The following is a 23327-nucleotide window of genomic DNA, read 5'->3' as shown; positions in this document are numbered from 1 at the left end:
TTGGTCGGTTTCGGAAACTTGACATGGTCGGCCGGTGTGGCGCAACAATGTCGGGTGGAAATTCATCAGATCAACGCATTTCTCGCGGTGGCTGAGGAGCTACATTTCGGCCGTGCGGCTCAGCGCCTTCGGATTGCGCAACCGCCGCTGAGTCGAACGATCAGGCAATTCGAGAAACAGCTCGGTTCGCCGTTGTTCGATCGAAGTACTCGAACTGTGCGGTTGACTGCTGCCGGTGAAGCACTGCTGCTTCCGGCGCGCGAAATTCTGGACGCGTGCCGGATGGCCGAGATCGCGGTATCCGCGGCAGGCCAGGGAACGACAGGTCGCGTTCGCCTGGGCTTCGCGGGAACCTCGTCGCACCTACTCGTCGGGCGGTGGGCGAAATTGGTGAGAAAGACGAATCCCGGTATCGAATTTGTGCTCGACAGTTCCGCTTTCGCGAACGAGGCGTTGTTGATGTTGCTCGATCGACGCCTCGACATCGGGATGGTCCGGTGGACCGTCCCGCCGCTCGGGATCACGTCGAGATTGATCGCCGAGGAGAACTTTCTGGTTGCCATGTCGAAAGACCATCCGTTGGCGTCGAGGGAATCGGTTCGGTTGATCGAATTGGAGTCCGAGAATTGGGTGACGCTTCCGGCGGAGCCGGGTTCGATTCTGCGGGAGTCTCTGCTCACTGCATCGAAGAACGCAGGGTTCCTGGCTCGAATCGTGCAGACGGCACCGGATTCGATGTCGTTGATCGCGCTGGTGTCCGCGGAAATCGGATGCTCGTTGACTATTTCGTCGGTGGCCCAAAGCATCGTGAACCCTGATGTTGTCTTTGTTCCCGTCATGGATCCACCTCCTCCCCTTCAACTGCGTATCGCCTGGCGAGATGGAGACGACAGACCTGCTCTTCTCGAAGTGTTGAAATTGTCCGAGCAGGCGCTGCCGTCCCTGGCTTAGACGGTTGCCCTCCCGGTAGGAATTTCACCCGCTTCGGACTTCGGCGAGTTTGCAGTATCGGCAAGAGCGTTCTCGAGTTCGAGCTCGTCGTAATCCGCTTGCTCGGCCGTCGAGAGTTCGCTTGCGTTGTAGCCGGTACGTCGGAGCAAGAGAAGGGTGCAGATCAGCGAGACAAGTGCGTACAGTCCGGACACGATCGCGACCCCGACGATGTTGCCTGACGTGTTGAGCATCCACTGCGCCAGTACCGGAGTGCCGCCGCCGACGACAAGGGAACACAGTTGATACGCCGTCGACAGACCCGTGTAACGGATGTTCGCAGGGAAGGCGCGAGCGAGAACGCCGGCGATGGCGCCGTAGAACATCGAGTGCGGGATCGTGGCGAGACACATCGCAACGACTGCGATGGTGAAGTTCCCGGTTCTGATGGCAAAGAACATCGCGGGCATGAGAACGAACTCCGGTATCACCATCAGGCACATGGCCTTCCGCATGTCTATCTTGGAAACCAGAACGGCCCCGAACGGTTGGACGATGAACTGCACGACAAGTGCGATCGCGATAGCGGCGAGGAATGTGCCGCGGTCGTATCCGAGTTCTTTTGTAGCCCAGGACAATGCGAAGGTGTTCTTGAAATAGGTGACCTGGGCGAGGGGGAGTGCGCCGGCGCCGAGGAGAACCAGCACCCAGTGCTTGCGTAATACTTCGGCGAGCGGAAGTTTGACGACCTTCTTGCGGGCGAGAACGGCCTTCATCTCGTCGGACTCTTCGAGTTTCAGGCGAATGATCATGCCGAGGATGACCAGGCCTGCCGAAACGAGAAAAGGGATTCGCCAGCCGTAGAGAAGGAATGACGGCGTCGGCATCGAGGACAGCAGGAAGAATGCGATGGTAGCCAACAGATTTCCCGCGGGCGAGCCCTGCTGAGCGAACGCGGAGTAGAGGATGCTCTTGCCCTTCGGTGCGTTCTCGCTGGCGATGAGTACCGCGCCACCCCACTCACCACCGACCGCAATTCCTTGGATCACGCGAAGGGTGACCAGACCGATCGGGGCCCACATGCCGACCTGCGCGTAGGTGGGGAGGAGTCCGATCCCGACAGTGGCGACGCCCATCATCATCAAGGTGATGACCAGGGTGTTCTTGCGCCCGATCCGGTCGCCGAGATGGCCGAAGATGATCCCGCCGATCGGCCTGGCGAGGAAGCCTGCCCACAGGGTGATGAAGGCGAGGAGCGTGCCGACTCCGTTCGGCAGTGTGTCGGAGAAGAAGATCTCGCCGAATACCAGGGCAGCCGCGGTGCCGTAGATATAGAAGTCGTACCACTCGATGGTGGTTCCGATGAATGAAGCGATACCGGCTCTTCGTGCCTTGGCGTTGATCTCCTCGGAACTGCGAGTGGGTGAACTCATGCGTGGCGACCTTTCTCTGCAACATTCGCGGCGCCGAAACGTGGCGCGCCTGAATGAGATTCGCAGAGTGGTGTAGGTCACGTCCAATACCAACTTGGTCGCCTATTGATACCTCAGGAGTATCAATAGGCGACCATGATCAGCTCTTCCGGTATGGAAGGATCGGGGTGATTACTCGGACCAGTTGTACGTCCGCTCGACGGCCTTGTTCCACTCCGCGTACAGCCGTGACCTTTCGGACTCGTCCATCGCCGGTTCCCAGGTTTGGCCGACGGCCCAGTTGTTGCGGATGTCTTCGGTGTCGGCCCAGTAACCGATGGCGAGGCCCGCTGCATATGCAGCGCCGAGTGCTGTCGTTTCGTTGACCACCGGACGGATGACGGGAACTCCGAGGATGTCCGACTGGAACTGCATCAGGGTTTCGTTGACCACCATGCCGCCGTCGACCTTCAGCGCGGACAGTTCGACTCCCGAATCCGCACGCATGGCGTCGATGACCTCACGGGTTTGGTATGCCGTCGCCTCGAGCGCCGCGCGAGCCAGGTGTCCCTTGTTGACGAACCGCGTCAGGCCGACGATGACACCCCGTGCATCCGGTCGCCACCGGGGTGCGAACAGTCCGGAGAACGCGGGTACGAAGTAGGCGCCGCCGTTGTCGTCGACACTTGCGGCGAGTGGCTCGATGTCCTTGGCGTTCTGAATGATTCCGAGATTGTCCCGAAGCCACTGGACCAAGGAGCCGGTCACCGCGACGGAACCTTCGAGTGCGTAGACGGCGGGGGCTTCGCCGAGTTTGTAGCAGACGGTCGTCAGCAGTCCGTGCTTGCTGTGCACCGGCTTCGTTCCGGTGTTGAGAAGCATGAAATTGCCGGTGCCGTAGGTGTTCTTGGCTTCACCCTCGGAGAGGCAGGCCTGGCCGAATGTGGCTGCCTGCTGGTCACCGAGGATTCCGGCGACCGGCACACCGGCGAGATTGCCGCGAGGACGGCCGGTGCCGTAGACCTCGGACGAACTCCGGATTTCCGGGAGCATCGACATCGGGATTCCGAAGTCCGCGCAGATCGATTCGTCCCACTGAAGGGTCTCGAGATCCATCAGCATCGTGCGTGACGCATTGGTGACATCTGTCACGTGAACACCGTCGGTCAGGTTCCACACGATCCACGTGTCGACGGTGCCGAAGCACAATTCTCCGGCCTCCGCTTTGGCTCTCGCGCCGTCCACGTTGTCGAGAATCCACCGGATCTTCGGCCCGGCGAAGTAGGTCGAGAGCGGCAGTCCGGTCTTGTCTCGGTACTTGTCCGGACCCTCGTCGCCGCCCAGTTCGACACACAGTTGATCCGTGCGCGTGTCCTGCCACACGATCGCGTTGTAGATCGGCTTGCCCGTCGAACGCTCCCAAACGACGGTCGTCTCACGCTGATTCGTGATTCCGACGGCCGCGATGTCGGCCCGCGTGAGGTCGACCTTCGCGAGAGCGCCGGCCACCACCTCCCGGGTGTTGATCCACAGCGCAACCGGGTCGTGCTCGACCCAACCGGCACGCGGGAAAATCTGCTCGTGTTCTTTCTGCGCAACGCTCACCACGGCGCCGTCGTGATCGAAGATCATGCAGCGGCTCGACGTCGTGCCTTGGTCGATGGCGGCGATGTATTGATTCACTGTGCTCCTATGTTCGGGCGCGTTCGCAGTTATCCGTGCGCTGTCGCAGTATGTGGATCAAGCTACTAGCCTGTAAACGGATTCGTCGTCGACTTACAGGAGACCGGGTTGAGTAAGCAGCAAGGTGCGCAGTTTCTCGGCCCGCAGCAGCGTGAAGCTGCTTGGGAACAGCTTCAGACCGAGCAATTCGACGTCGTCGTTGTCGGCGGCGGTGTTGTCGGTGTCGGAGCTGCGCTCGATGCGGCCACCCGCGGACTCAAGGTTGCGTTGGTCGAGGCCCGTGACTACGCATCCGGCACGTCCAGTCGCTCGTCGAAGATGTTCCACGGCGGTCTCCGCTATCTAGAGCAACTCGAATTCGGCCTCGTTCGTGAAGCATTGCGTGAGCGCGAACTCTCGCTGACCACGCTCGCTCCGCACCTGGTCAAGCCGCTGAAGTTCCTGTTCCCTCTGGCTCACCGAGTGTGGGAGCGCCCGTACATGGCGGCGGGAATCTTCCTCTACGACCGAATGGGCGGCGCAAAGTCGGTCCCCTCCCAGAAGCACTTGACGCGGGCGGGCGCACTACGCATGTCGCCGAGCCTCAAGCGCAGTTCGCTGACCGGTGGCATCCAGTACTACGACACCGTCGTCGACGACGCTCGGCACACCATGACCGTCGCACGGACCGCTGCACACTACGGCGCGGTCGTCCGAACGTCGACGCAGGTCGTCGGCTTTCTGCGGGAAGCGGATCGGGTCTCGGGAGTTCGTGTTCGGGACTGCGAAGACGGCCGTACCGCCGAGGTCAAGGGTCACGTCGTCATCAATGCGACCGGTGTCTGGACGGACGAGATCCAAGCGCTCTCACGTCAGCGTGGACGGTTCCGGGTGCGAGCGTCGAAGGGCGTACACATCGTCGTCCCGCGCGATCGCATCGTCAGTGAAGCCGCCATCATCCTGCGTACCGAGAAGTCGGTGCTGTTCGTCATTCCGTGGGGTAGTCACTGGATCATCGGCACCACTGATACCGACTGGAACCTGGATCTCGCACATCCGGCGGCAACCAAAGCAGATATCGACTACATCCTCGGCCACGTGAACTCCGTCCTGGTCACGCCGTTGACGCACGCCGACATCGACGGTGTGTACGCCGGCCTGCGCCCGCTGCTTGCCGGTGAAAGCGACGAGACGTCGAAGCTCTCGCGCGAGCACGCCGTTGCCCGTGTGGCTCCAGGTCTGGTCGCCATCGCCGGCGGAAAGTACACGACGTATCGGGTCATGGCGGAAGACGCCGTCGACGTCGCAGCAGAAGACATTCCGGCGCGGGTTGCGTCGTCGATCACGGAGAAGGTACCGCTCGTCGGCGCCGACGGATACTTCGCGTTGATCAACCAGACCGTGCAACTGGGCGAGCAGTACGGCTTGCATCCGTATCGCGTCAAGCACCTGCTCGACCGCTACGGTTCGCTCATCACCGAGGTCCTCGAACTCGGCCGGCAGACACCGGAGTTGTTGCAGCCCATCACGGACGCGCCCGATTACCTTCAGGTCGAAGCTGTGTACGCCGCCGCGGCCGAGGGGGCACTGCACCTCGACGACATTCTGGCCCGCCGTACGCGTATCGCAATCGAATATCCGCATCGTGGTGTCAACTGCGCACAGCAGGTCGCCGGATTGGTTGCCCCGATTCTCGGTTGGGATGCCGCCACCGTCGAACGCGAAGTCGACACGTACCGAGCGCGTGTCGAAGCCGAAATCGAGTCTCAGACCCAGCCGGACGACGAGTCGGCGGACGCATTGCGCGCCGCAGCGCCGGAGTCGCGGGCCGAGATCCTCGAGCCCGTCGTCGTGGTGCCGGATCGGGTCTGAGTCGCCTGTCGTTTGTTCTCGGTCTGTCGCGGGTAGGCGGATGGCGAATCACCACCCGTGTCAGCACAGACCGGTCGAGCGTCGCCCAGGAGGATCTCAATGTTCGGTAATCGGTCGCGATCTGCTGAGGAACACATAGCTACCGGCTATCTGGTCACTCACCTGTGCGGAGCGATGGTGGGGCTGCAACTCTCGCGGTCACTCTCGGACTCGTACGGCGTCTGGGCCGACGGTGAGCTGGACTCGTTGCCGGGTGAGCTCGAGTACGAGATCGAGCAGCTGCTGCAACTTATCGAGGACACCCAGGGCATATCTCTGCCCCGGTACTCCAAGATCGACGCGACGGTCAATCGGATCAGACGTCTCGTCCATGTCGACGCCATCTGGCGTAATCGCCTCGTGAAGTTGGCAACGCTCGAGATCATGCGGACCGCGCTGTGCGGCAAGAGTGCGATGTGGGAGGTCCTGCGAGACATTCCGGCCGGGGAGACCGAGGAGCAGTATCGCGAACTCAACGACCTGGTGTCCAAGCAGATCACCACGGTCACTGCGCTGCATCACCGCGCAGCTACGGAGGCTTTTCAGGGGACGGACGGGCGGGAATCGGCGAGCGGCGGCGACCCCATCAGGTCGAGTAAGTAAGGTTTGTACCGTTCGATGAAGAATTCGATGAACGGTAGACCCCGAGGTGTATGGAGATGGCTGAGCGCGACCAAGCACTGACAGAACCCAAGGCAGTGTTCGCGGCGTTGGCGGAGATCCTCTACTCCGCGGCAGACAGCGCCGAGGTGTACTCCGCGATCTGTTCGGCGGCTGTCGAGTTGATTCCCGGTTGCGACCACGCAAGTCTGATGCTGCGACGTGGAAACACCAACGTCACCGTAGCGGCGAGCGACGAGATCGCCGATTATGCAGACGATCTCGAGCGTGCCACCGGTGAGGGGCCGTGCATCGACGCCCTCGATACGGAGGCGCCGCAACTCGAGTCGGACCTTCGCACCCCGAATCAGTGGCCCGAGTTCGCTCGGAAAGTAGTGGCAGAGACACCCATTCGCGGATCGATGGGGTTCCGGCTGATGGTCGATCGTCAGAAGTTCGGTGCCCTCAACCTCTTCTCGGACACTCCGGGGGCTTTCACCGAAACCGTTGCCGACCACGCGATCATGTTGGCGTCATTTGCATCCGTGGCCGTCACTGCGCTGACGCGAGGCGAGGACGCCGACTCGCTGCGACGTGGTCTGGCAAGCAGCCGCGAAATCGGTCAGGCCGTCGGTCTGCTGATGGCACTGCATCGTGTGTCCGACGACGAGGCCTTCGACATTCTGGTGCGAACCTCACAGAACATGAACGTCAAGATCGCCGAATTGGCGCGCAAGGTCATCGTCCAGCATCGTTCGACTCTGGACTGAGCGCTTCGTTCGTTCCGGGAGCGCCGAGGAGTTGAGATCGCTTGCGATCCACCGCCTCTCGAAGAGCTGTCACCACCGCTGCGACCTCCGGGCGTCGCAAGGATTCCGAACGGGCCACCAACCAGTACGAAAGTCTGACTTCGATGTGAGCCGGTAGAACTCGAATCAAATCGTCGTGCTGCTCGGCCATGAAACAGGGGAGAAGGCCGATGCCGGCACCCGCGCGCGTTGCCTCGATGTGGACGAACACGTTGGTGGACGTGACGGCCTCGCGCATGGAAACCGTGAGCTTGCGAGCCAGATCGAGTTCGTCGACCTGCAGCATCGAGTCGATGAAATACACGAGCGAGTGTTCGGCCAGATCTGCGGCACTCTCGGGAACAGCATTCTGACGTAGATAGTCTCGGGACGCGTACAAACCCAGCGCGTAGTCGGCCAGATGGACTGCTTCGGCGCGGTGAACGTGAGGCTTGCCGACCACAACCTCGATGTCGAGGCCCGAGCGTATCTGCGACGCCTTTCTGGTTGCGACAACAATCTCGACGCTGACGCGGGGATGGCGTCTGCGAACCGCGGCGCCGGCGGGCGCCGCGATGTATGCGCTGAATCCGTCGGTCGCCGAGACTCGCACGACGCCGTCGAGTTGCTGCTGACCGGTGGAGTCGAGCGCCAGTTCGTTCACCGCGGCCTCGATGCGCTCGGCCGCGCTGAGGGCTTGTCTGCCCAGGTCGGTCAGCTCCCAGCCGCCGGACGAGCGGACCAGGACACGGCCGCCGAGACACTTCTCGAGCGAGGAAATGCGGCGCGAGATGGTGGTGTGATTGAGGCCGAGGTCGTCGGCGGCGGTGTTGAAGCGACCGGTGCGACCGACCGCGAGAAGCACCAGTAGGTCGTCCGGGCTCAGTCCGAGAGTCATATCTGCATTTTTGCACCTATATGGTGCGAGATTTGTCATTGTCGTGCCATCAATCTGCACTGATACTCATCGAGTCACAAAAAGTGTGCGAGCGGTCACATTCCTGATCGTGAAGAGCAGGCGAATCGCGAACTGAAGACGAGGGAGTCCACGATGAGCGTCGACAACATGCCGAAGCCCGAGAGCCAAGCCCCACCATCGGGGCTGAAGAAGGTGGTCGGCGCCTCGATGGCGGGCACCGTGGTCGAGTGGTACGAGTTCTTTCTGTACGGCACGGCGGCCACGCTGGTCTTCAGCAAGGTCTTCTTCCCCGGCGGCGGCAACGAGCTGGATGCGATCATCGCGGCTTTCATCACCTACGCCGTCGGATTCGCCGCGCGGCCACTCGGCGGAATCGTCTTCGGATACTTCGGAGACAAATTCGGCCGAAAGCAGTTGCTGCAGTTCAGTTTGCTGTTGGTCGGCGCCGCAACGTTCTTGATGGGCTGCCTGCCTACCTACGGTCAGATCGGCTACTGGGCGCCGGCAATGCTGGTCACGCTGCGCTTCATCCAAGGATTCGCGGTCGGCGGCGAATGGGGTGGGGCGGTACTCCTGGTCGCCGAGCACAGCCCGAATCGATCGCGCGGATTCTGGTCGTCGTGGCCTCAGGCCGGCGTGCCGATGGGCAACCTGGTGGCGACGGTCGTGCTGTTGATCCTGACGTCGACGCTCTCGGACGAATCCTTCATGAGTTGGGGCTGGCGCGTTGCCTTCTGGCTCTCCGCGGTGATCGTTCTGGTCGGGTACTACGTTCGGACCAAGGTCACCGATGCTCCCATTTTCATTGCGGCGCAGAAGGAAGCAGAACTGGTCAAGGCAACCTCGTACAGCGTTTTCGAGGTCGTCAAGCGTTACCCGCGCGGAGTGTTGACCGCGATGGGGCTGCGTTTCGCCGAAAACGTCATGTACTACCTCGTGGTGACCTTCTCGATCACTTACCTCAAGGTCGTCGTTCATGCGGACACGGCGCACATCCTCTGGTGGATGCTGATGGCACATGCCGTGCACTTCGCAGTGATTCCGTTGGTAGGCAAACTGTCCGACACGATCGGTCGACGCCCGGTGTACATGATCGGCGCCGTCACCGCCGGAACGTGGGGATTCTTCGCCTTCCCGATGATGAACAGCGGGCACAATGCAGTCATCTTGTCGGCAATCATCATCGGGCTCGTGTTCCACGCGTTCATGTACGCAGGCCAACCCGCGATCATGGCCGAGATGTTCCCGACTCGGATGCGCTACTCCGGTGTCTCCCTGGGTTATCAGGTCACGTCCATCGTGGCGGGTTCACTGGCTCCGATCATCGCGACCGGATTGCTGAGCAAGTTCGACTCCTCGGTCCCCATCGCGATCTATCTCCTGCTGGCATCCCTGGTCACCATCGTTGCAGTCATTTTCGCGCGGGAGACCAAGGGAATCTCGCTCGAGTCCGTCGACGCCGCTGACGCCCGTGTTCTCGCCGACGAGCGGGCCGGTGTGTCTGTATGACGCTGACCGGAAAGTCTGCTCTGGTCACCGGTGGTGCCAGCGGGATCGGCGAGGCGTGTGCTCGACTCCTCGCCGCCCGCGGCGCGCACGTGACCGTCGCCGATCTCGACGACGTCGCCGCGAAGTCGCTGGCCGAGGAGATCGACGGCACTGCATGGGCCGTCGATCTCCTCGACACCGACCAACTCGTGGATCTGTCACTCGAGACGGACATACTCGTCAACAACGCCGGCATACAACGGGTCAGTCCTATCGAGGATTTCGACGTCGAGGACTTCCGGAAGATTCAGCGCCTCATGGTCGAAGCGCCATTCCTCCTCGCTCGGGCCGCCCTGCCGTACATGTACCGCAACAGTTTCGGTCGCATCGTGAACATTTCCTCGGTCCACGGGCTCCGCGCTTCGGCATTCAAGAGTGCATACGTCACGGCTAAGCACGGACTCGAAGGACTGTCGAAAGTTGTTGCGCTCGAAGGCGCCTCACACGGTGTCACCAGCAACTGCGTCAATCCGGGCTATGTCCTGACGCCACTGGTGCGATCCCAGATCTCCGACCAGGCAAAGGTTCACGGAATCAGTGAATCCGAGGTTGTCGAAAAGGTGATGCTCACCGAGAGCGCAATCAAACGGATGGTCGAGCCTGCGGAGGTGGCATCGCTGGTGGGCTGGTTGGCATCGACCGATGCGTCGATGGTGACGGGGGCGTCGTACACCATCGACGGAGGGTGGAGCGCCAGCTAGACCACGCGAGCTGCTGGGTTTTTCACGCTTCGGGGATCTCGATTCCGAACTTCTCGCGAGTGATGACCTCGGGTTCGGGACCACCGCGAACTCCGGTGTCGAGTGCGTCGATTGCGGAGAGTTCTTCGGCGGTGAGTTCGAAGTCGAACACGTCGAAGTTCTCCGCAATGCGTGAGGGAGTCACCGACTTGGGGATCACCTGGCGGCCCTGCTGGAGGTGCCAGCGGAGCATCACCTGTGCGGGAGACTTGCCGTGAGAGGAAGCGATAGCACCGATGGTGGCGTCCTCGAGGGTTGAGCCGTGAGAGCCGTCGCGATAGAACGTGATTCCACCGATCGGTGACCATGCCTGAGACAGAATGCCGTGATCGGCGTCGGCCTCGAGCAAGGTCGACTGCCTGAAGTATGGATGGACCTCGATCTGGTTGACCGCCGGCACTACGGACGTTGCGTCCAATAGTCGGGTGAGGTGATCCGGCATGAAGTTACTGACTCCGATGGCACGAACCTTGCCGTCTGCGAGAAGTGTTTCCAGGGCCTTGTATGCGTCGATGGTGCGCTCGAACTCGCTCGGCAACGCCTGGTGAAGGATGAGGAGGTCAAGTTGCTCGACTCCGAGTTTGCCTGCGCTCTTGTCGAAGGCGTGCAAGGTCTCGTCGTATCCGTAGTCGGTGATCCAGACTTTCGTTTCGACGAAGATCTCACCGCGATCGAGACCGGATCGCCGGATCGCCTCGCCGACGCCCTTCTCGTTGCCGTAGGCCGCAGCCGTATCGATATGGCGATAACCCACCGAAAGCGCGGACTCGACTGCGGCGAGAGTTTCGTCCGGCGGGGTCTGGTAGACGCCGAAGCCCAGCGCGGGGATGTCGACGCCGTTGTTCAGTTTCAGGCTCGGGATGCTCATGTCGTCCACGGTAGCGGCGGCCACTGGTTCGGTGGGAGTGACTGCTCAGCCGGGTAACGGCAGTACCCCTTCAGGCCTGGCAATTTGCACTTGTGGCTCGTCAATGAGTGAGCACTATCTTCAAGCCGACTATGAGGGTGGCGACGGCAGCGAGGCCGAAGGCTGCCAGATGTGTGTTCGTGCTGACTTTCTCGCCGTGAAGACGGCTGATCACGTAACTGGTGGATCCGATGCGCAGGATCAAGACGATTTCCGCGATCAACTGCGCCGTCCGTGGTTCCAGGAAGTTGAACCACGCCGTCGCGAGAATGGCGACAGGCACAACCGCGGAGGTGAGGATCGGGACAGAATCGCGCAGCGAGTCGATTCTCTCCGCGGTGGTGAGACGGCGGTCGTTGCGAATGCTCTCGCCGACGCTCTCGGCAAATGTGTGGGCGATGTACGTCGACAATGCCGTGCCGACCACAATCGCGGCACCCAGTGATTCCTGAGATTTTGTCACCGGGACGAGTGCGGCGAGGACAAGAATGTTGCCGTAGATGTACGCGGTGGTTCTCGCCGCCACACGTTCTTGTCCCAGCGGCGCACCGTGAGACGTGATCGGCCGGTTCAGCAGTGTTCGCAGGTCCCACTCCATGTTCAGAGCATGGCAGATCAGACCCTCGGGCTGTAGTGCATCGGATTATCTCGCTGCTCGAGCGGCGGTAGATTGCGCGCCGGTGTGTGGACCAGTGGTGCCCCGTCGGGAATTCTGCCGCTGGCTCGGTCCCACCCCGCGCGAGCGCGCGGTTGATACCGGTATCGCCACGGCACCAGGCGGAAGACGGCGTTGACGGTGCGGCCGACAGCGTTGTGAATTTTCTGATCGCGACTGGTCCACGAGTAGCCGAGAAGGTCGCGAACCGGTTGGTCATACATGCCCACTGTCAGCCACACGAATCCGCGGGCGAGGGGAATCCGCGTGAGCCGCCACAACGGATCGGGTAGCCACGTCATGTACGGGGGCTTTCCCAGCCCCGACAAATCCAAGACGTCGCGGGTCGCTTTGTTGTCTTCGAGTACGTTGCGGCACATGTGGTCCCAATACTCCTGAAATGCCTCCCAAGTTTCGGGAACCGGGCGCATGCTCATCCCGTACAGGCGGTACCACTGAATGTGCTCGGTGAAGAGTTGTCGTTTCTGGGCCTCGGTCAGGCCACCGGAGAAGTTCTCGGCGGTGACGATGGTGCCCATGAAGAATGTCGCGTGCGCCCAGTAGAAGGTGTCGGGATCAAGTGCGTGGTACCGGCGTCCCAGCTTGTCGATGCCCTTGATCCGTGTGTGATAGCCACGGACTTCTTCGGCTGTCTGCTGCGCGCGATCGCCGTCGAAGACCACGCCGGCAATGGGATACAGCGAGCGGTACAGCCGTTCCCAGCGCTCGTCGAAGAACTGCGAGTGCTCCTCGACCCCGGCGCCGAGACCAGGGTGCATGTTTTGCATCGAACCTGCCCAGACACCTTGGAGCATCCCGCGCCAGTCGCCGAAATACTTCCAGGTCAGGGAATCCGGACCGAGGGGAACCGGGGTGCTGCTGTCGCCAAGTTGACTACGCATGTTGTCAGATTAGGATCGACAACAGCGGTAGTCAAGGATCGAATACCGGGCGCATTGAAGAACAAGTGTCGGCGAAGTGGGGAAGTTGTGAGCATCGAAGAACGCAGGGCCACTCGAAAGGCGACGTTGTTCGACGTCGGAGTGACACTGCTCGGTGCGGTCGACGGTCCGGCCGTCAACGTGCGAGCGGTCTGCAAGGCCGCTGGTCTGACCGAGCGGTACTTCTACGAGAGCTTCACCGATCGCGATCAGTACGTTGTCGCGGTCCACACGTTTGTCGCCGAGCGCGCGCAGTCGGCGCTCGCCACGGCAGTGGAGTCCGAGACGACATCCGAGGCAGTCGCCACCGCTGCGGTCGACGCTTTCGTCAAGCTGATGGTCGACGACCCGGCAATGGGGCGAGTGCTTCTGATCGCTCCGCTCTCGGAGCCGGTGCTGAGCGGACGCGGTATCGAATCGATGCCGGCGTTCGTGGACCTGGTGTACGACCAGTTGTCCGAGATTGCCGATCCGGTGGACAAGCAGCTGGTGGCAGTCGGGCTGGTCGGGGCGTTGTTCACACTGTTCATCGGTTATCTGGACGGCTCGATCGTCGTCGAGCGCGAGCGATTTGTGCGCCATTGCGTCCGGCTGCTGATCAACGCTAACCAGGCGTGAACGGCTGGCACACGGGGCAGAAGAAGATATTTCGCTCGGTGAGCTGATCCGGTCCGAGGGTGTCTTCTCTGATGCGGCTTCCGCATCGGCGGCAAGGTTTTCCGCGTCTGCCGTACACCCACGTTTGCCTACCTGGGCGGGTGTCGCCGGTGGTGACCCGGATGCGACGCGACTTGTTGACGTTGATGGTGCGGAATGACAGATCCACAATCGCGTCGAGGTTCCCGGCGCGGTGTGTCGGCGTCTTCGGGTGAATGCCTCGTAGGAAGCAGATCTCGTTGCGGTACACGTTGCCCAGTCCGGCCATCACGCGCTGATCCAGGAGCGCGATTCCGATCGGTACGGAGTCTGCAGCGCGAAGATTCTCGACGGCCACGAAACTGTCCCAATCGGTCCCGAGCAGGTCCGGTCCGAGGTGCCCGACGGCCTCCTGTTCCTGCCCCAGTTCGAGGATCTCGGTGATTCCCAGTGAAAAGCCCACTGCTACAGAGTCTTCGGTGGCCAAGATTATGCGCGCTTGGTGGGCGGGTCTGCGCCAGCGCTCGCCGGGGAGATAAATCTGCCACTGACCCTCCATCTTCAGATGCGTGTGAATGGACGCTTCGCCCACGCGGATCAGCAGATGCTTTCCGCGGCTGGCGACGGAATCCACACGATGTCCCGATAAATCGACGGTGGCATAGCGAGGAACGCGGACATCGCAGGTGGTGAGTACCTTCTCGGCCAGGGCAGCGCGCAGATCGTTGGCGGCCCGCCACACGGTATCGCCCTCAGGCATGGTCGCCGCTCCAGCACTTCACGATCGCAACCATCATGACCTCAATCCTCATGACCTCAACCGGAATCCGCGAGGAGTGGCGGCGAAGCCGGCTTCGACCAGGACGGGAGCAAAATCGTTGCCGTGGATGGTCTCTCCGTCGACCTTCTCCACTACCAACTTGTCGACAGCACGAGAAGTCACCTTCTGGGCAAGCGACAGCGCTGCCAGGCGCAAAGTTCCGCCGTCGTCGGTGAATGTCAGGATGGTGCGACCGCCGCGCTCGACGAACAGAACCAACTCGCCCTCCACCAGAACGACCAGTGCTCCCGCCTTACGTCCGGGTCGGTGTCCGGGTGACTCTTCGCCCCCCGACGCCGGCCACGGCAGTGCTGCGCCGTATGGATTGGCCGGGTCGCACGCCGCGAGAGTGACTGCAGCCGAGGAGGTGTGGCGCCCCTCGATGGAATCACCGAACGTGCGCAAGCGGTCGACCACGGGAGGCGTCGAGAATTGAGCGCCGCCCAGGGTGTCCACGAAGTATCCGCGTCGAGCGCGCCCGTTGTCCTCGAACGTGCTCAGTACCTTGTAGATCAACGCGAAACCGCCCGGCACGTTCTCGCTCATCACAGAACCGCGGGTGACTACGCCGTACCGTTCGAGCAGCAGATCAGCCGTGGCGTGCGCCCGGATAGTGGGGTCAGGTTCGATACCTGGCAGCTGGAACCACCGACCGGAGGCGGTTGCCGGTCCCGTGCGCGCCGGGGTGGAAGCGCGCGCCATTCCGCGGTACGGACGGGCACGAGGAACACGTCGAGGCGATCGGTGACTTGTGGTGGTTCTGGTGGTGTCCGAGAGAAGTGCGCGCAGCGGTGCCACGGTGTCGTTACCGATGTGTCCGAGCCACACCAACTCCCACAGTGCCGTCGTCACCGCACTGTCGACCGTGTCCGCAGCCGACTCCGTAGTTTGCAACGCGTCGACCAACTGGCGGAAGAAGTAGGCACCGCCGCCGGACAGCAGGTCGAGGATGCGTTTCTGCAACTCCGAGACGTCGGTGTCGGCGGGCGAATTGAGCGTGATCGGTGCCAGGTCGGCGGGGTGCAGCACTACCCACCCGTCTTTGCCGGAGATTGCTCCGGATCCGGACCACAGGACTTCGCCCGTCGAGGTGAGTTCGTCCAACATCGCGGGGGAGTAGTCGGCGACTCGGCTCGGCAGGATCAACGATTCGAGGGCGGACGCCGGAATCGGTACGCCCGCAAGTTGATCGACTACCGTTGCAACACCGTCGATTCCGCGCAGCGTGCCGCCCACATGCTGCCAACCGGGAAGGAAACGTCCGAGCGTTGCGGTACTGACCGGCTCGACCTCCTGCCGTGCCGCGGCGAGCGAGCGACGCCGCAAGCGGCGCAGGACTTCGGCGTCGCACCATTCGCTCCCAGTTGCAGACGGGCGGAATTCTCCTTCGAGAACACGCTTTTCGAGCGCGAGCCGACCGAGAACGTCACGCGCGACGGATACTCCGATACCGAAGCGTGCAGCCGCATCCGTGAGAGTGAATGGTCCGTGGGTGCGTGCGTATCGGCTCAGGAGGTCGTCGAGTGGCTGATCGACCGGCTCGATGAACGCGGCCGGAACCCCGATGGGTAGGGGAACGCCGAGTCCATCGCGAAGGCGCGCTGCATCTTCGACGACGGTCCACCAGCTCTCGCCCGCATAGGAGACGTGGAGGGCACGTTTGTCTGCGACCAACTTGTCGAGCCACGAGACCGGGTCTTCGAGACAGCGTTCGGTGACTTCTTCGGTGGTCAGCGGGCCGAGCATACGGAGGAGGTCGGCGACGCCCTCGAGGTCCTTGGCCTTGCGGTCCGGAGCGAGCCGTTGCAGTTCACGTTCTGCCTGCTCGATCACTCCGGCGTCGAGCAGCTCGCGCAGTTCGACGCGGCCGAGGAGTTCGGCCAACAGCGTGGAGTCCAACGACAGTGCGGCGGCGCGTCGCTCGGCCAGGGGGCTGTCGCCCTCGTACATGAACGCGCCCACGTAGTTGAACAGGAGCGCACTTGCGAACGGTGAAGGCGAGGGCGTCTCCACTTCGACTATTCGAATCTGGCGCCGTTCGATCTTGCCGAACAATTCCTTCAGTGCCGGCAGGTCGTAGACGTCCTGCAAGCACTCACGCACGGTCTCGAGCAGGATCGGGAATGTCGGGAACTTGCGAGCGACGTCCAGCAGTTGCGCCGACCGCTGACGTTGCTGCCACAGTGGAGCACGCTTGCCGGGATTGCGGCGTGGGAGAAGCAGTGCGCGGGCGGCACATTCGCGGAATCTGGAGGCGAACAATGCCGAGCCACCCACCTCCTGGGTGACCAGATCTTCGATGTCCTCGACGTCGAAGGTGAACAGTTCGGCGCCGGGAGGTTCGTTCTCGGTGTCGGGGAGACGGATGATGATGCCGTCGTCGGAGGCCGTCGGACTGGAATCGACGCCGTATCGTTCCTGCAAGCGGGCCCCGATGGCGAGGGCCCACGGTGCGTGAACCCGTTGGCCGTACGGGGAATGCAGCACCAGACGCCAATCGCCGAGTTCGTCGCGGAAGCGCTCGACAACCAATGTTCGATCCGACGGGACCTGCCCGGTGGCATTCTTCTGCTCACCGACGAGTTGGATCAGATTGGTTGTGGCGTTGTGATCGAGCCCGCCCACGCGACAACGCTCGACGACGTCGGCTTCATTACCCAGCGCGGTCTCTCGAACGAATTGTCCCAACGCCTGTCCGAGTTCGGCAGGGCGACCGAGTCCGTCGCCATGCCAGAAGGGCAAACGACCCGGCATGCCGTAGGCGGGGCTGACCAGAACCCGATCGAAGGTGATCTCCTCGATCCGCCAACTGGTGGCGCCGAGCGCAAAGACGTCGCCTACCCGGGATTCGTAGACCATTTCTTCGTCGAGTTCGCCGACTCTTGATGCTTTCTCACCGACCATGTAGACCGTGAAGAGGCCGCGGTCGGGGATGGCGCCGCCGGAAGTGACTGCCAAGCGCTGCGAACCCGGGCGGCCCGTCAGAGTGTTGGACTCGCGATCCCAGACCAGGCGCGGACGTAATTCGGCGAACTCGTCCGAGGGGTACCGCCCGGCGAGCAGATCCAGAGTCGACTCGTAGGCCGAACGGGGAAGCGTTGCAAAGGAACCGCTTCGGCGCACCGTCTCGAACCAGTCGTCGACGTCGATCGGTTCCAGAGCGGTGGCCGCAACAGTTTGCTGGGCAAGGATGTCGAGGGGATTGGCGGGAACGGCCATCGCCTCGATCTTGCCTTCGACCATGCGCTCGACGGTCACCGCGCAGTGAATCAGGTCGGTGCGATGTTTGGGGAAGACGACGCCTCGTGAGATCTCGCCGACCTGGTGGCCGGCGCGACCGACACGTTGCAGGCCGCTGGCAACCGAAGGCGGCGCCTCCACCTGGATGACCAAGTCGACGGCGCCCATGTCGATTCCGAGTTCGAGACTGCTGGTGGCGACGACGCATCGCAATCGACCCGATTTGAGGTCGTCTTCGATGAGGGCTCGCTGGTCTTTGCTGACCGATCCGTGGTGGGCGCGAGCAAGGAGGGGTTCTGCGCCGTAGTTGACCTCGGCGGGAGCTCCGATCTGCGCGGGCGGGCGAGGTGTTTTCTCGACGGCCAGACCGATGCGTTCTGCATGAATCTCGTTGAGCCTGGCTGTCAATCGTTCGGCGAGGCGACGAGAGTTGGCGAACACGATGGACGATCGGTGATCGAGCACGAGGTCGACAATCTGTTCCTCGACGTGGGGCCAGATCGAACCGGCTTGCGGGGTGGGGGATTCGGAACCGTCGGCGGGCGTCGCGATACCCAATTCGGTCATGTCCTCGACGGGGACACGGACCGTGAGATCGAAGGTCTTGGCGGCAGGCGGTGCCACGATTCGGATCGGTGCCGAACCTGCGAGGAACCGCCCGATCTCCTCGTGGGGACGGACAGTGGCCGACAATCCGATGCGTTGCGCCGGACGCTCGAGCAAGCCGTCCAGACGTTCCAGAGAGAGCGCAAGGTGCGAGCCGCGCTTGGTACCCGCCACCGCGTGAACCTCGTCGACGATCACGGTGTCGACGCCGACCAGTGTTTCCCGGGCAGCGGAGGTGAGCATGAGGAACAACGACTCCGGCGTCGTGATCAGGATGTCCGGAGGACGCTTGATCAACGAGCGCCGATCGGCCTGTGACGTATCGCCGGAACGAACACCGACGGTGATCTCGGGCGGGGTGAGGCCCAGACGTTTCGCAGTCTGTGTGATGCCGACCAGCGGCGCGCGAAGGTTCCGTTCGACGTCCACGCCCAGCGCTTTGAGTGGCGAAATGTAGAGGACTTTGGTGGCGCGTTCGCCTTCGTCCTTCGCGGCGAGTTGATCGAGAGCCCACAGGAACGCCGACAATGTCTTGCCGGAGCCGGTTGGTGCGACGACAAGTGTGTGAGAGCCACTTGCGATGGATTCCCAGGCACCGAGCTGCGCAGCAGTCGGAGCGCTGAACGCGCCACCGAACCACTCGCGTGTGGCGGGCGAGAACCTACCGAGGACATTGGTCACGACCACCATATTGCCCCTTCCCACCGACAGCGTGTTCGTGCCCGCAGCCGAAGTGCAGAGCATACTATTTGCCCTGTTATAGCGATTCTCTTGTTATCGAGAAGGCGAGTGCCTGATGGAAGCAGTCAAGATTGTCCTCGAGCTGGCGGTAGTGCTCGGGGCGATTGTCATGGGTACCAGATCGAGCGGTGTCGCTCTCGGTCTGTGGGGCGGCGCAGGTGTTGCCGTCCTCGTGTTCGTCTTCGGAGAGGACGTCGGCAGTCCGCCGGTCGACGCTCTCCTCATCGTCCTGTCCGTTGTCCTCGCGTCGTCGATGATGCAGGCGGCCGGTGGTATCGACTGGATGGTCACCATCGCGGCCAAGTTGATCGAATCTCGCCCGAAACAGATCACGCTGATCGCGCCGTTGGTGTCATTCCTGTTCTCGGTCGGTGCCGGTACGGCCAACATCCTCTACCCGCTGCTCCCCGTCATCTACGACGTCTCGTACAAGAACGGTGTGCGGCCGTCACGGCCGCTGTCGCTGTCGGTTGTCTCGACCGGTGTGGCGCTGGCGTGTAGTCCGGTGTCCGCGGCGATGGCGGCGATGGTCACGCTGACCGACGTGCCGCCTTACGATTTCGAACTCATCGACATCATCAAGATCACCTTCCCGGCCGCTGTCGTCGGCATCGTCCTCTCCTCCATCGCGGTCAACAGGCTCGGTAAGGATCTCGACGACGACCCGGACATACAGGCGAAGATGAAGTCGGGCGAATTGGCCGGACCTGGTGCAGCGTCCAAGACCGAACTCGTCTCGACGAAGACCGGACGAAACGCGGCACTGATCTTCCTGGCCGGCGTTCTGGCCATCGTGATCTTCGGCCTGTTCAAGGGAATTCGCCCCGAAGCCGCCGACGGTTCCCCGATGGGGATGACACCGATCATCGAAATGCTGATGTTCGTCGTGGGTACGTTGATCCTGCTGGTGTGCCGCCCGAACGTTGCCGACGTGCCCTCGTCGACGGTGTTCCGTGCCGGCATGGTCTCGGCCATCGCGCTGTTCGGTCTGGCATGGCTGACGGACACGTTCATCAGTGCACATTCGGAGCTGATCACGAGCACCGTCGGCGACTGGGTCAACGCCGCGCCATGGATCTTCGCGCTCGGTGTCTTCCTGGTCTGTGTCCTGACGACCAGCCAGTCGACCGCGACGAGGACCATCGTGCCGATCGGTCTCGCTGCCGGGATTGCACCCGGCCTGGTGAGCGGCATGTGGGCCGGAGCCTTTGCCGGTGTCTATCTGTTGCCGACAAACGGTTCACAGATCGCAGCTGCGAACTTCGACCTCTCGGGCAGCACGAAGCTCGGCTCCAAGCTCGTCGACCACTCGTTCTTCCTGCCGACCATCATCTTGGCCGTCACGACGATTGCGGCCGGCGCGGTGTTCGGAGTGGTACTCGGTTGAGTGATACCGCTGAGTCAGCCTGAGTGATATCGCTGAGTCAGCTGTTGCGGTAGTGGTCCCAGCTCGCCTTGCACGCGTGGGCGAGCTGGTCCACCCGTTCGGCGTCGGGTGTAGGCCAGTCGAGGCCGGGTTTCATGATGTATGCGGCCAGTTCGTTCCCCAGTAGGAATTCTCGTTTGAATTCGGCCTGAACCGCACTAAACGTGATCCCGGCTTCGGCGGCGCGGGCGCTCAATTCGGCGAATCTGGCTCCGGCTCGGATGATTTCGAAACTGCCGAGGTACGGCTGATTGAGAGCGACGGCATCTGGATCGTCGACCTGAAATCCCTTGCGATGTGAGACCGCAAGTGTGCGAATGAGCTCCGGATCCATCGTCACGGGATTGTCGCCGCGTCGATTGCCGTGGTGGTCGCCACGATTGGAGAGTGCGACGACGTCGGGGAGTCGATCTGCTTCCGGCCGTTCGACATTGACGGCGCCGTCCCGCCGGGTGGTGTGGTTCATCGTGTCGTGGAACGACAACGTCGTGAACGATCGACCGAGTTCGAAGCTCTTCTCCACCATGGCTTCGATCAGTGCGTCGCGAGTTCTTTCGTAGACACCCAAACCGTGTTCGGCTGTCTCGGTGAAGGTCTCGGCGAGGTTCTTCCAGCCCGCGTCGTCGGTCGGCTCGAGCAACAGGGGGTAGAACGAGAAGGTGACAGGGCGAACTGCGTCGACGCCGGTGAGGTCCGCCTTGTTGCCTGCACCGGCCTGATGGACGCGGGCGAAGGCTTCGCGCAGTGACGCTTCCAGGTTTTCGGGCTTCGCACGGTTGGGATCGCGAATCATGCGAGGGTGCGGATTCTCCACGTACACGATGCGCGAATCTATTTCGGCCCAACGGCGCACGATGGGACTGGTGGACATGTCGGTGAAGTCGAATTGCAGCCGCTGTGTGAACTCGGGTGCGAGAAAACGTGAGAGTTCTGCTGGAATCGCGGAACCCGAGTGTGGGCAACTGACAAGAAGGTCGGCTTCGGCGATGGCGTCGTCGAGACTGCGGGAGTCGCGATCGGCATAGAACGTCAGGTCCTCCGGCGTGAACACGGTTCCGGCCGGGATGAGTACTGGTTCTCCACTGGTCATGAGCCCCAGCGTAATCGAGTGCAACCGTGCAGACTCAGTATCCGCTGAGTCGTTCCACGAGAGCTGTCTTGATCTCCGGTCGACCAGCCGCGACAAGAGTGAAGGTGGCTTCTCGCATGAGCCGCTCGGGGGTGTTGCTGCCGACGAGGGCGCGGCTTCCGGTCGCAGTGACGAGCGCGGCCGATGCTCGTATCGCAAGTTCCGATGCGCGGGCGCGTGCGGCCGACATGTCGCCGCCGCCGCGCAGTGCTGCATCGAGATCGGCGCGCGCCCGGGCGGCTTGTTCTTCGAACGCGTCGGCGTCGACTCCCAGATCCGCGAGTTCGGTCACGGCGCGGCGGGTGATGCCCATGGCCATCGCGCCATTGAGCCACAAGCCGGGGAGTTGGGTGCTCTGGAACTGTTCGTCGCTGACGACAGCACAGACGTCGGTATTGGGAATTTCGAAAGCGTCGAACACGATTCGGACGGTGTTGCTCCCGCGCGCCGCGATCAGTGGAAGCTCCTCGATCGTCAGACCCGGGGCCTCGCCCACCGGTACGACGGAATGAACGATGGAATTGTCGAACTCGTCGCGCGCCGACACCAAGAGAACATCGACGATGCCCCAACCGGTGACGAAGGGTGCGATCCCGTCGAGGACGTAGCCGTCGTTCACCCGCTTGGCCCACAGGAGCGGTGGGCGGGGGATGGCGCCGGCATAGGCAACCCCACCGCGAATCGTGCCGGAAACCAGACCGTCCCAGTATTGTTCGCGCAGAGACGTATTGGTACTCGCTGCCAGGGCCCCGACGACGCCGTGATGCTGCATCCAGGTGAACGTCGTCGCGAGGCAACCGCCGCACAAGGTTTCGAGGACCTCGACCAGTTCTTCGCTGCTGGGGCCACCGTCACCGAGGGCGGCGATGCCGTAGAAGCCGTCGGCGGCGAGCGCGTCGAAATGGCTGCTGGGGATTTCTCCGTCGGCGTCGACGCTGTCGGCGACGGGAAACAGAACGGTATCGGCGATCTCACGCGCAAGTTCCGGCCACTTGGTCACGCTGTCAGGGTAAGCCGCGAGCCGGGGTTGTGGTGTGGAACTGCAGCGGTGGCGTATCTAGAAGGACGGCGGTGAACTCACGATGAGGAATCTCGCAACTGCAGCGGTGCGATTGAACCACCGATGCGGGATGGTCGAGGTGTAGAGGAGGGTATCGCCGACATGAAGAACGTGATGCTCGTCCAGCCCGACCTCGACCTCGACAGATCCTTCGAGAACATGAATGAATTCTTCGCCGGCATGTTCGGTGTGCTCACCTGCCTCGGAGTGAGGTGCTGCCGTGATCTCGTTGGGTTCCATGGTCCGTGAGCCGGTCGAGCAGAATCGGATCACCGAATCGTGTGCCAGTTCGAAGGTTCGCCCCTCGCCGGCGCGGACGAGGCTGGACGGAGTTCGCTCGCCCTGTGCCAAGAGTGAGTGCGCCGTGGTGCCGAGCGATTGCGCGAGGCGGTGAAGGTTCATGACGCTGGGTACTGCGTGCCCGTTTTCGGTTTGGCTCAGGAATGGCTGCGACAACCCTGACTTCACGGCAACCTCACGCAACGTCAAACCGGCTTCTTTTCTCGCTGTCCGCACGGCTGCCCCGATTGCGGTCGCTATCGCTCTCTGGTCGTCGTCCATGTGCCGAAGATAGCAGTGCTCTGGTGAAAGTTTTGATTACACAGACGAAACAAATTCGACCACGGTAAGAAATTATCGACGTGCTGAATAGTCCC

19 protein-coding genes are annotated in these 23327 nt (G+C 62.2%); 8 read left to right on the top strand and 11 right to left on the bottom strand.

Translation table 11 applies throughout. The annotated features are described in order from the left end of the window. Positions 1-54 precede the first annotated feature (54 nt). On the top strand, positions 55-951 hold the full coding sequence (locus AC1DVN_RS03160) for a LysR substrate-binding domain-containing protein (protein WP_020907047.1): 897 nt from the start codon (positions 55-57) through the stop codon (positions 949-951). Here the strand turns inward: AC1DVN_RS03160 and AC1DVN_RS03155 are convergent. Together AC1DVN_RS03155 and glpK are read right to left on the bottom strand one after the other, a co-directional pair. Then, positions 948-2363, bottom strand: coding sequence for an MFS transporter (locus AC1DVN_RS03155; RefSeq protein WP_019747710.1), 1416 nt, complete (start codon positions 2361-2363; stop codon positions 948-950). The two genes, AC1DVN_RS03160 and AC1DVN_RS03155, sit on opposite strands and share 4 nt — an antisense overlap. Positions 2364-2534: 171 nt before the next feature. Further along, positions 2535-4025 (bottom strand): glycerol kinase GlpK, encoded by a 1491-nt coding sequence (gene glpK, locus AC1DVN_RS03150; protein WP_019747711.1) that lies wholly within the window; start codon positions 4023-4025, stop codon positions 2535-2537. Positions 4026-4133: 108 nt separating this feature from the next. Between glpK and AC1DVN_RS03145 the strand changes: the two genes are divergently transcribed. The 3 genes from AC1DVN_RS03145 (at position 4134) to AC1DVN_RS03135 (ending at position 7285) form a co-directional block, all read left to right on the top strand. Then, a complete protein-coding gene (locus AC1DVN_RS03145) occupies positions 4134-5876 on the top strand; it encodes a glycerol-3-phosphate dehydrogenase/oxidase (RefSeq protein ID WP_047890264.1) in 1743 nt (580 codons plus the stop codon). 99 nt (positions 5877-5975) lie between these two features. Then, a complete protein-coding gene (locus tag AC1DVN_RS03140) occupies positions 5976-6518 on the top strand; it encodes a hypothetical protein (RefSeq protein WP_019747713.1) in 543 nt (180 codons plus the stop codon). A 50-nt stretch (positions 6519-6568) separates the two neighbouring features. After that, positions 6569-7285 (top strand): GAF and ANTAR domain-containing protein, encoded by a 717-nt coding sequence (locus AC1DVN_RS03135; RefSeq protein WP_019747714.1) that lies wholly within the window; start codon positions 6569-6571, stop codon positions 7283-7285. Here the strand turns inward: AC1DVN_RS03135 and AC1DVN_RS03130 are convergent. Then, the gene (locus AC1DVN_RS03130; RefSeq protein WP_477993421.1) at positions 7254-8201 is read right to left on the bottom strand and encodes a LysR family transcriptional regulator; all 948 of its coding nucleotides are present in this window, start codon (positions 8199-8201) and stop codon (positions 7254-7256) included. The two genes, AC1DVN_RS03135 and AC1DVN_RS03130, sit on opposite strands and share 32 nt — an antisense overlap. 153 nt (positions 8202-8354) lie before the next feature. Here AC1DVN_RS03130 and AC1DVN_RS03125 point away from each other — a divergent pair, with 153 nt between their 5' ends. After that, on the top strand, positions 8355-9731 hold the full coding sequence (locus AC1DVN_RS03125; RefSeq protein WP_020969173.1) for an MFS transporter: 1377 nt from the start codon (positions 8355-8357) through the stop codon (positions 9729-9731). Beyond that, on the top strand, positions 9728-10471 hold the full coding sequence (locus AC1DVN_RS03120) for a 3-hydroxybutyrate dehydrogenase (RefSeq protein WP_060938853.1): 744 nt from the start codon (positions 9728-9730) through the stop codon (positions 10469-10471). The genes AC1DVN_RS03125 and AC1DVN_RS03120 overlap by 4 nt, the downstream gene beginning before the upstream one ends. Positions 10472-10493: 22 nt before the next feature. Here the strand turns inward: AC1DVN_RS03120 and AC1DVN_RS03115 are convergent, their stop codons facing one another. The 3 genes from AC1DVN_RS03115 to AC1DVN_RS03105 form a co-directional block, all read right to left on the bottom strand. Further along, a complete protein-coding gene (locus tag AC1DVN_RS03115; RefSeq protein WP_099697419.1) occupies positions 10494-11378 on the bottom strand; it encodes an aldo/keto reductase in 885 nt (294 codons plus the stop codon). Between the two features lie 100 nt (positions 11379-11478). Next, the gene (locus AC1DVN_RS03110) at positions 11479-12015 is read right to left on the bottom strand and encodes a hypothetical protein (protein WP_019747719.1); all 537 of its coding nucleotides are present in this window, start codon (positions 12013-12015) and stop codon (positions 11479-11481) included. Positions 12016-12032: 17 nt separating this feature from the next. Next, entirely contained in the window at positions 12033-12974 is a 942-nt protein-coding gene (locus AC1DVN_RS03105; RefSeq protein ID WP_113683025.1) for an oxygenase MpaB family protein, read from the bottom strand. Positions 12975-13061: 87 nt separating this feature from the next. Here AC1DVN_RS03105 and AC1DVN_RS03100 point away from each other — a divergent pair, with 87 nt between their 5' ends. Beyond that, a complete protein-coding gene (locus AC1DVN_RS03100; RefSeq protein ID WP_019747721.1) occupies positions 13062-13631 on the top strand; it encodes a TetR/AcrR family transcriptional regulator in 570 nt (189 codons plus the stop codon). Here the strand turns inward: AC1DVN_RS03100 and AC1DVN_RS03095 are convergent. Then, on the bottom strand, positions 13618-14409 hold the full coding sequence (locus AC1DVN_RS03095; RefSeq protein ID WP_047890262.1) for a DNA-formamidopyrimidine glycosylase family protein: 792 nt from the start codon (positions 14407-14409) through the stop codon (positions 13618-13620). The genes AC1DVN_RS03100 and AC1DVN_RS03095 overlap by 14 nt on opposite strands. 48 nt (positions 14410-14457) lie before the next feature. Next, entirely contained in the window at positions 14458-19005 is a 4548-nt protein-coding gene (locus AC1DVN_RS03090; RefSeq protein WP_047890287.1) for an ATP-dependent helicase, read from the bottom strand. A gap of 106 nt (positions 19006-19111) precedes the next feature. Here AC1DVN_RS03090 and AC1DVN_RS03085 point away from each other — a divergent pair, with 106 nt between their 5' ends. Beyond that, a complete protein-coding gene (locus AC1DVN_RS03085) occupies positions 19112-20443 on the top strand; it encodes an anaerobic C4-dicarboxylate transporter family protein (protein ID WP_477993417.1) in 1332 nt (443 codons plus the stop codon). 37 nt (positions 20444-20480) lie between these two features. Here the strand turns inward: AC1DVN_RS03085 and AC1DVN_RS03080 are convergent, their stop codons facing one another. Genes AC1DVN_RS03080 through AC1DVN_RS03070 form a run of 3 tightly spaced genes read right to left on the bottom strand, consistent with a single transcriptional unit; the run spans position 20481 to position 23232 of the window. Then, the gene (locus AC1DVN_RS03080; RefSeq protein ID WP_477993415.1) at positions 20481-21572 is read right to left on the bottom strand and encodes an N-formylglutamate amidohydrolase; all 1092 of its coding nucleotides are present in this window, start codon (positions 21570-21572) and stop codon (positions 20481-20483) included. A 34-nt stretch (positions 21573-21606) separates the two neighbouring features. After that, a complete protein-coding gene (locus AC1DVN_RS03075; RefSeq protein ID WP_477993413.1) occupies positions 21607-22611 on the bottom strand; it encodes an acyl-CoA dehydrogenase family protein in 1005 nt (334 codons plus the stop codon). Positions 22612-22668: 57 nt separating this feature from the next. Then, positions 22669-23232: a helix-turn-helix domain-containing protein gene (locus AC1DVN_RS03070; protein WP_003940980.1), complete on the bottom strand. Its 564-nt coding sequence runs from the start codon at positions 23230-23232 to the stop codon at positions 22669-22671. Positions 23233-23327: the final 95 nt, after the last annotated feature.

It is taken from the genome of Rhodococcus sp. P4_E4 (genome assembly GCF_056401575.1).
This window is presented reverse-complemented; position numbering and strand designations above follow the sequence as displayed.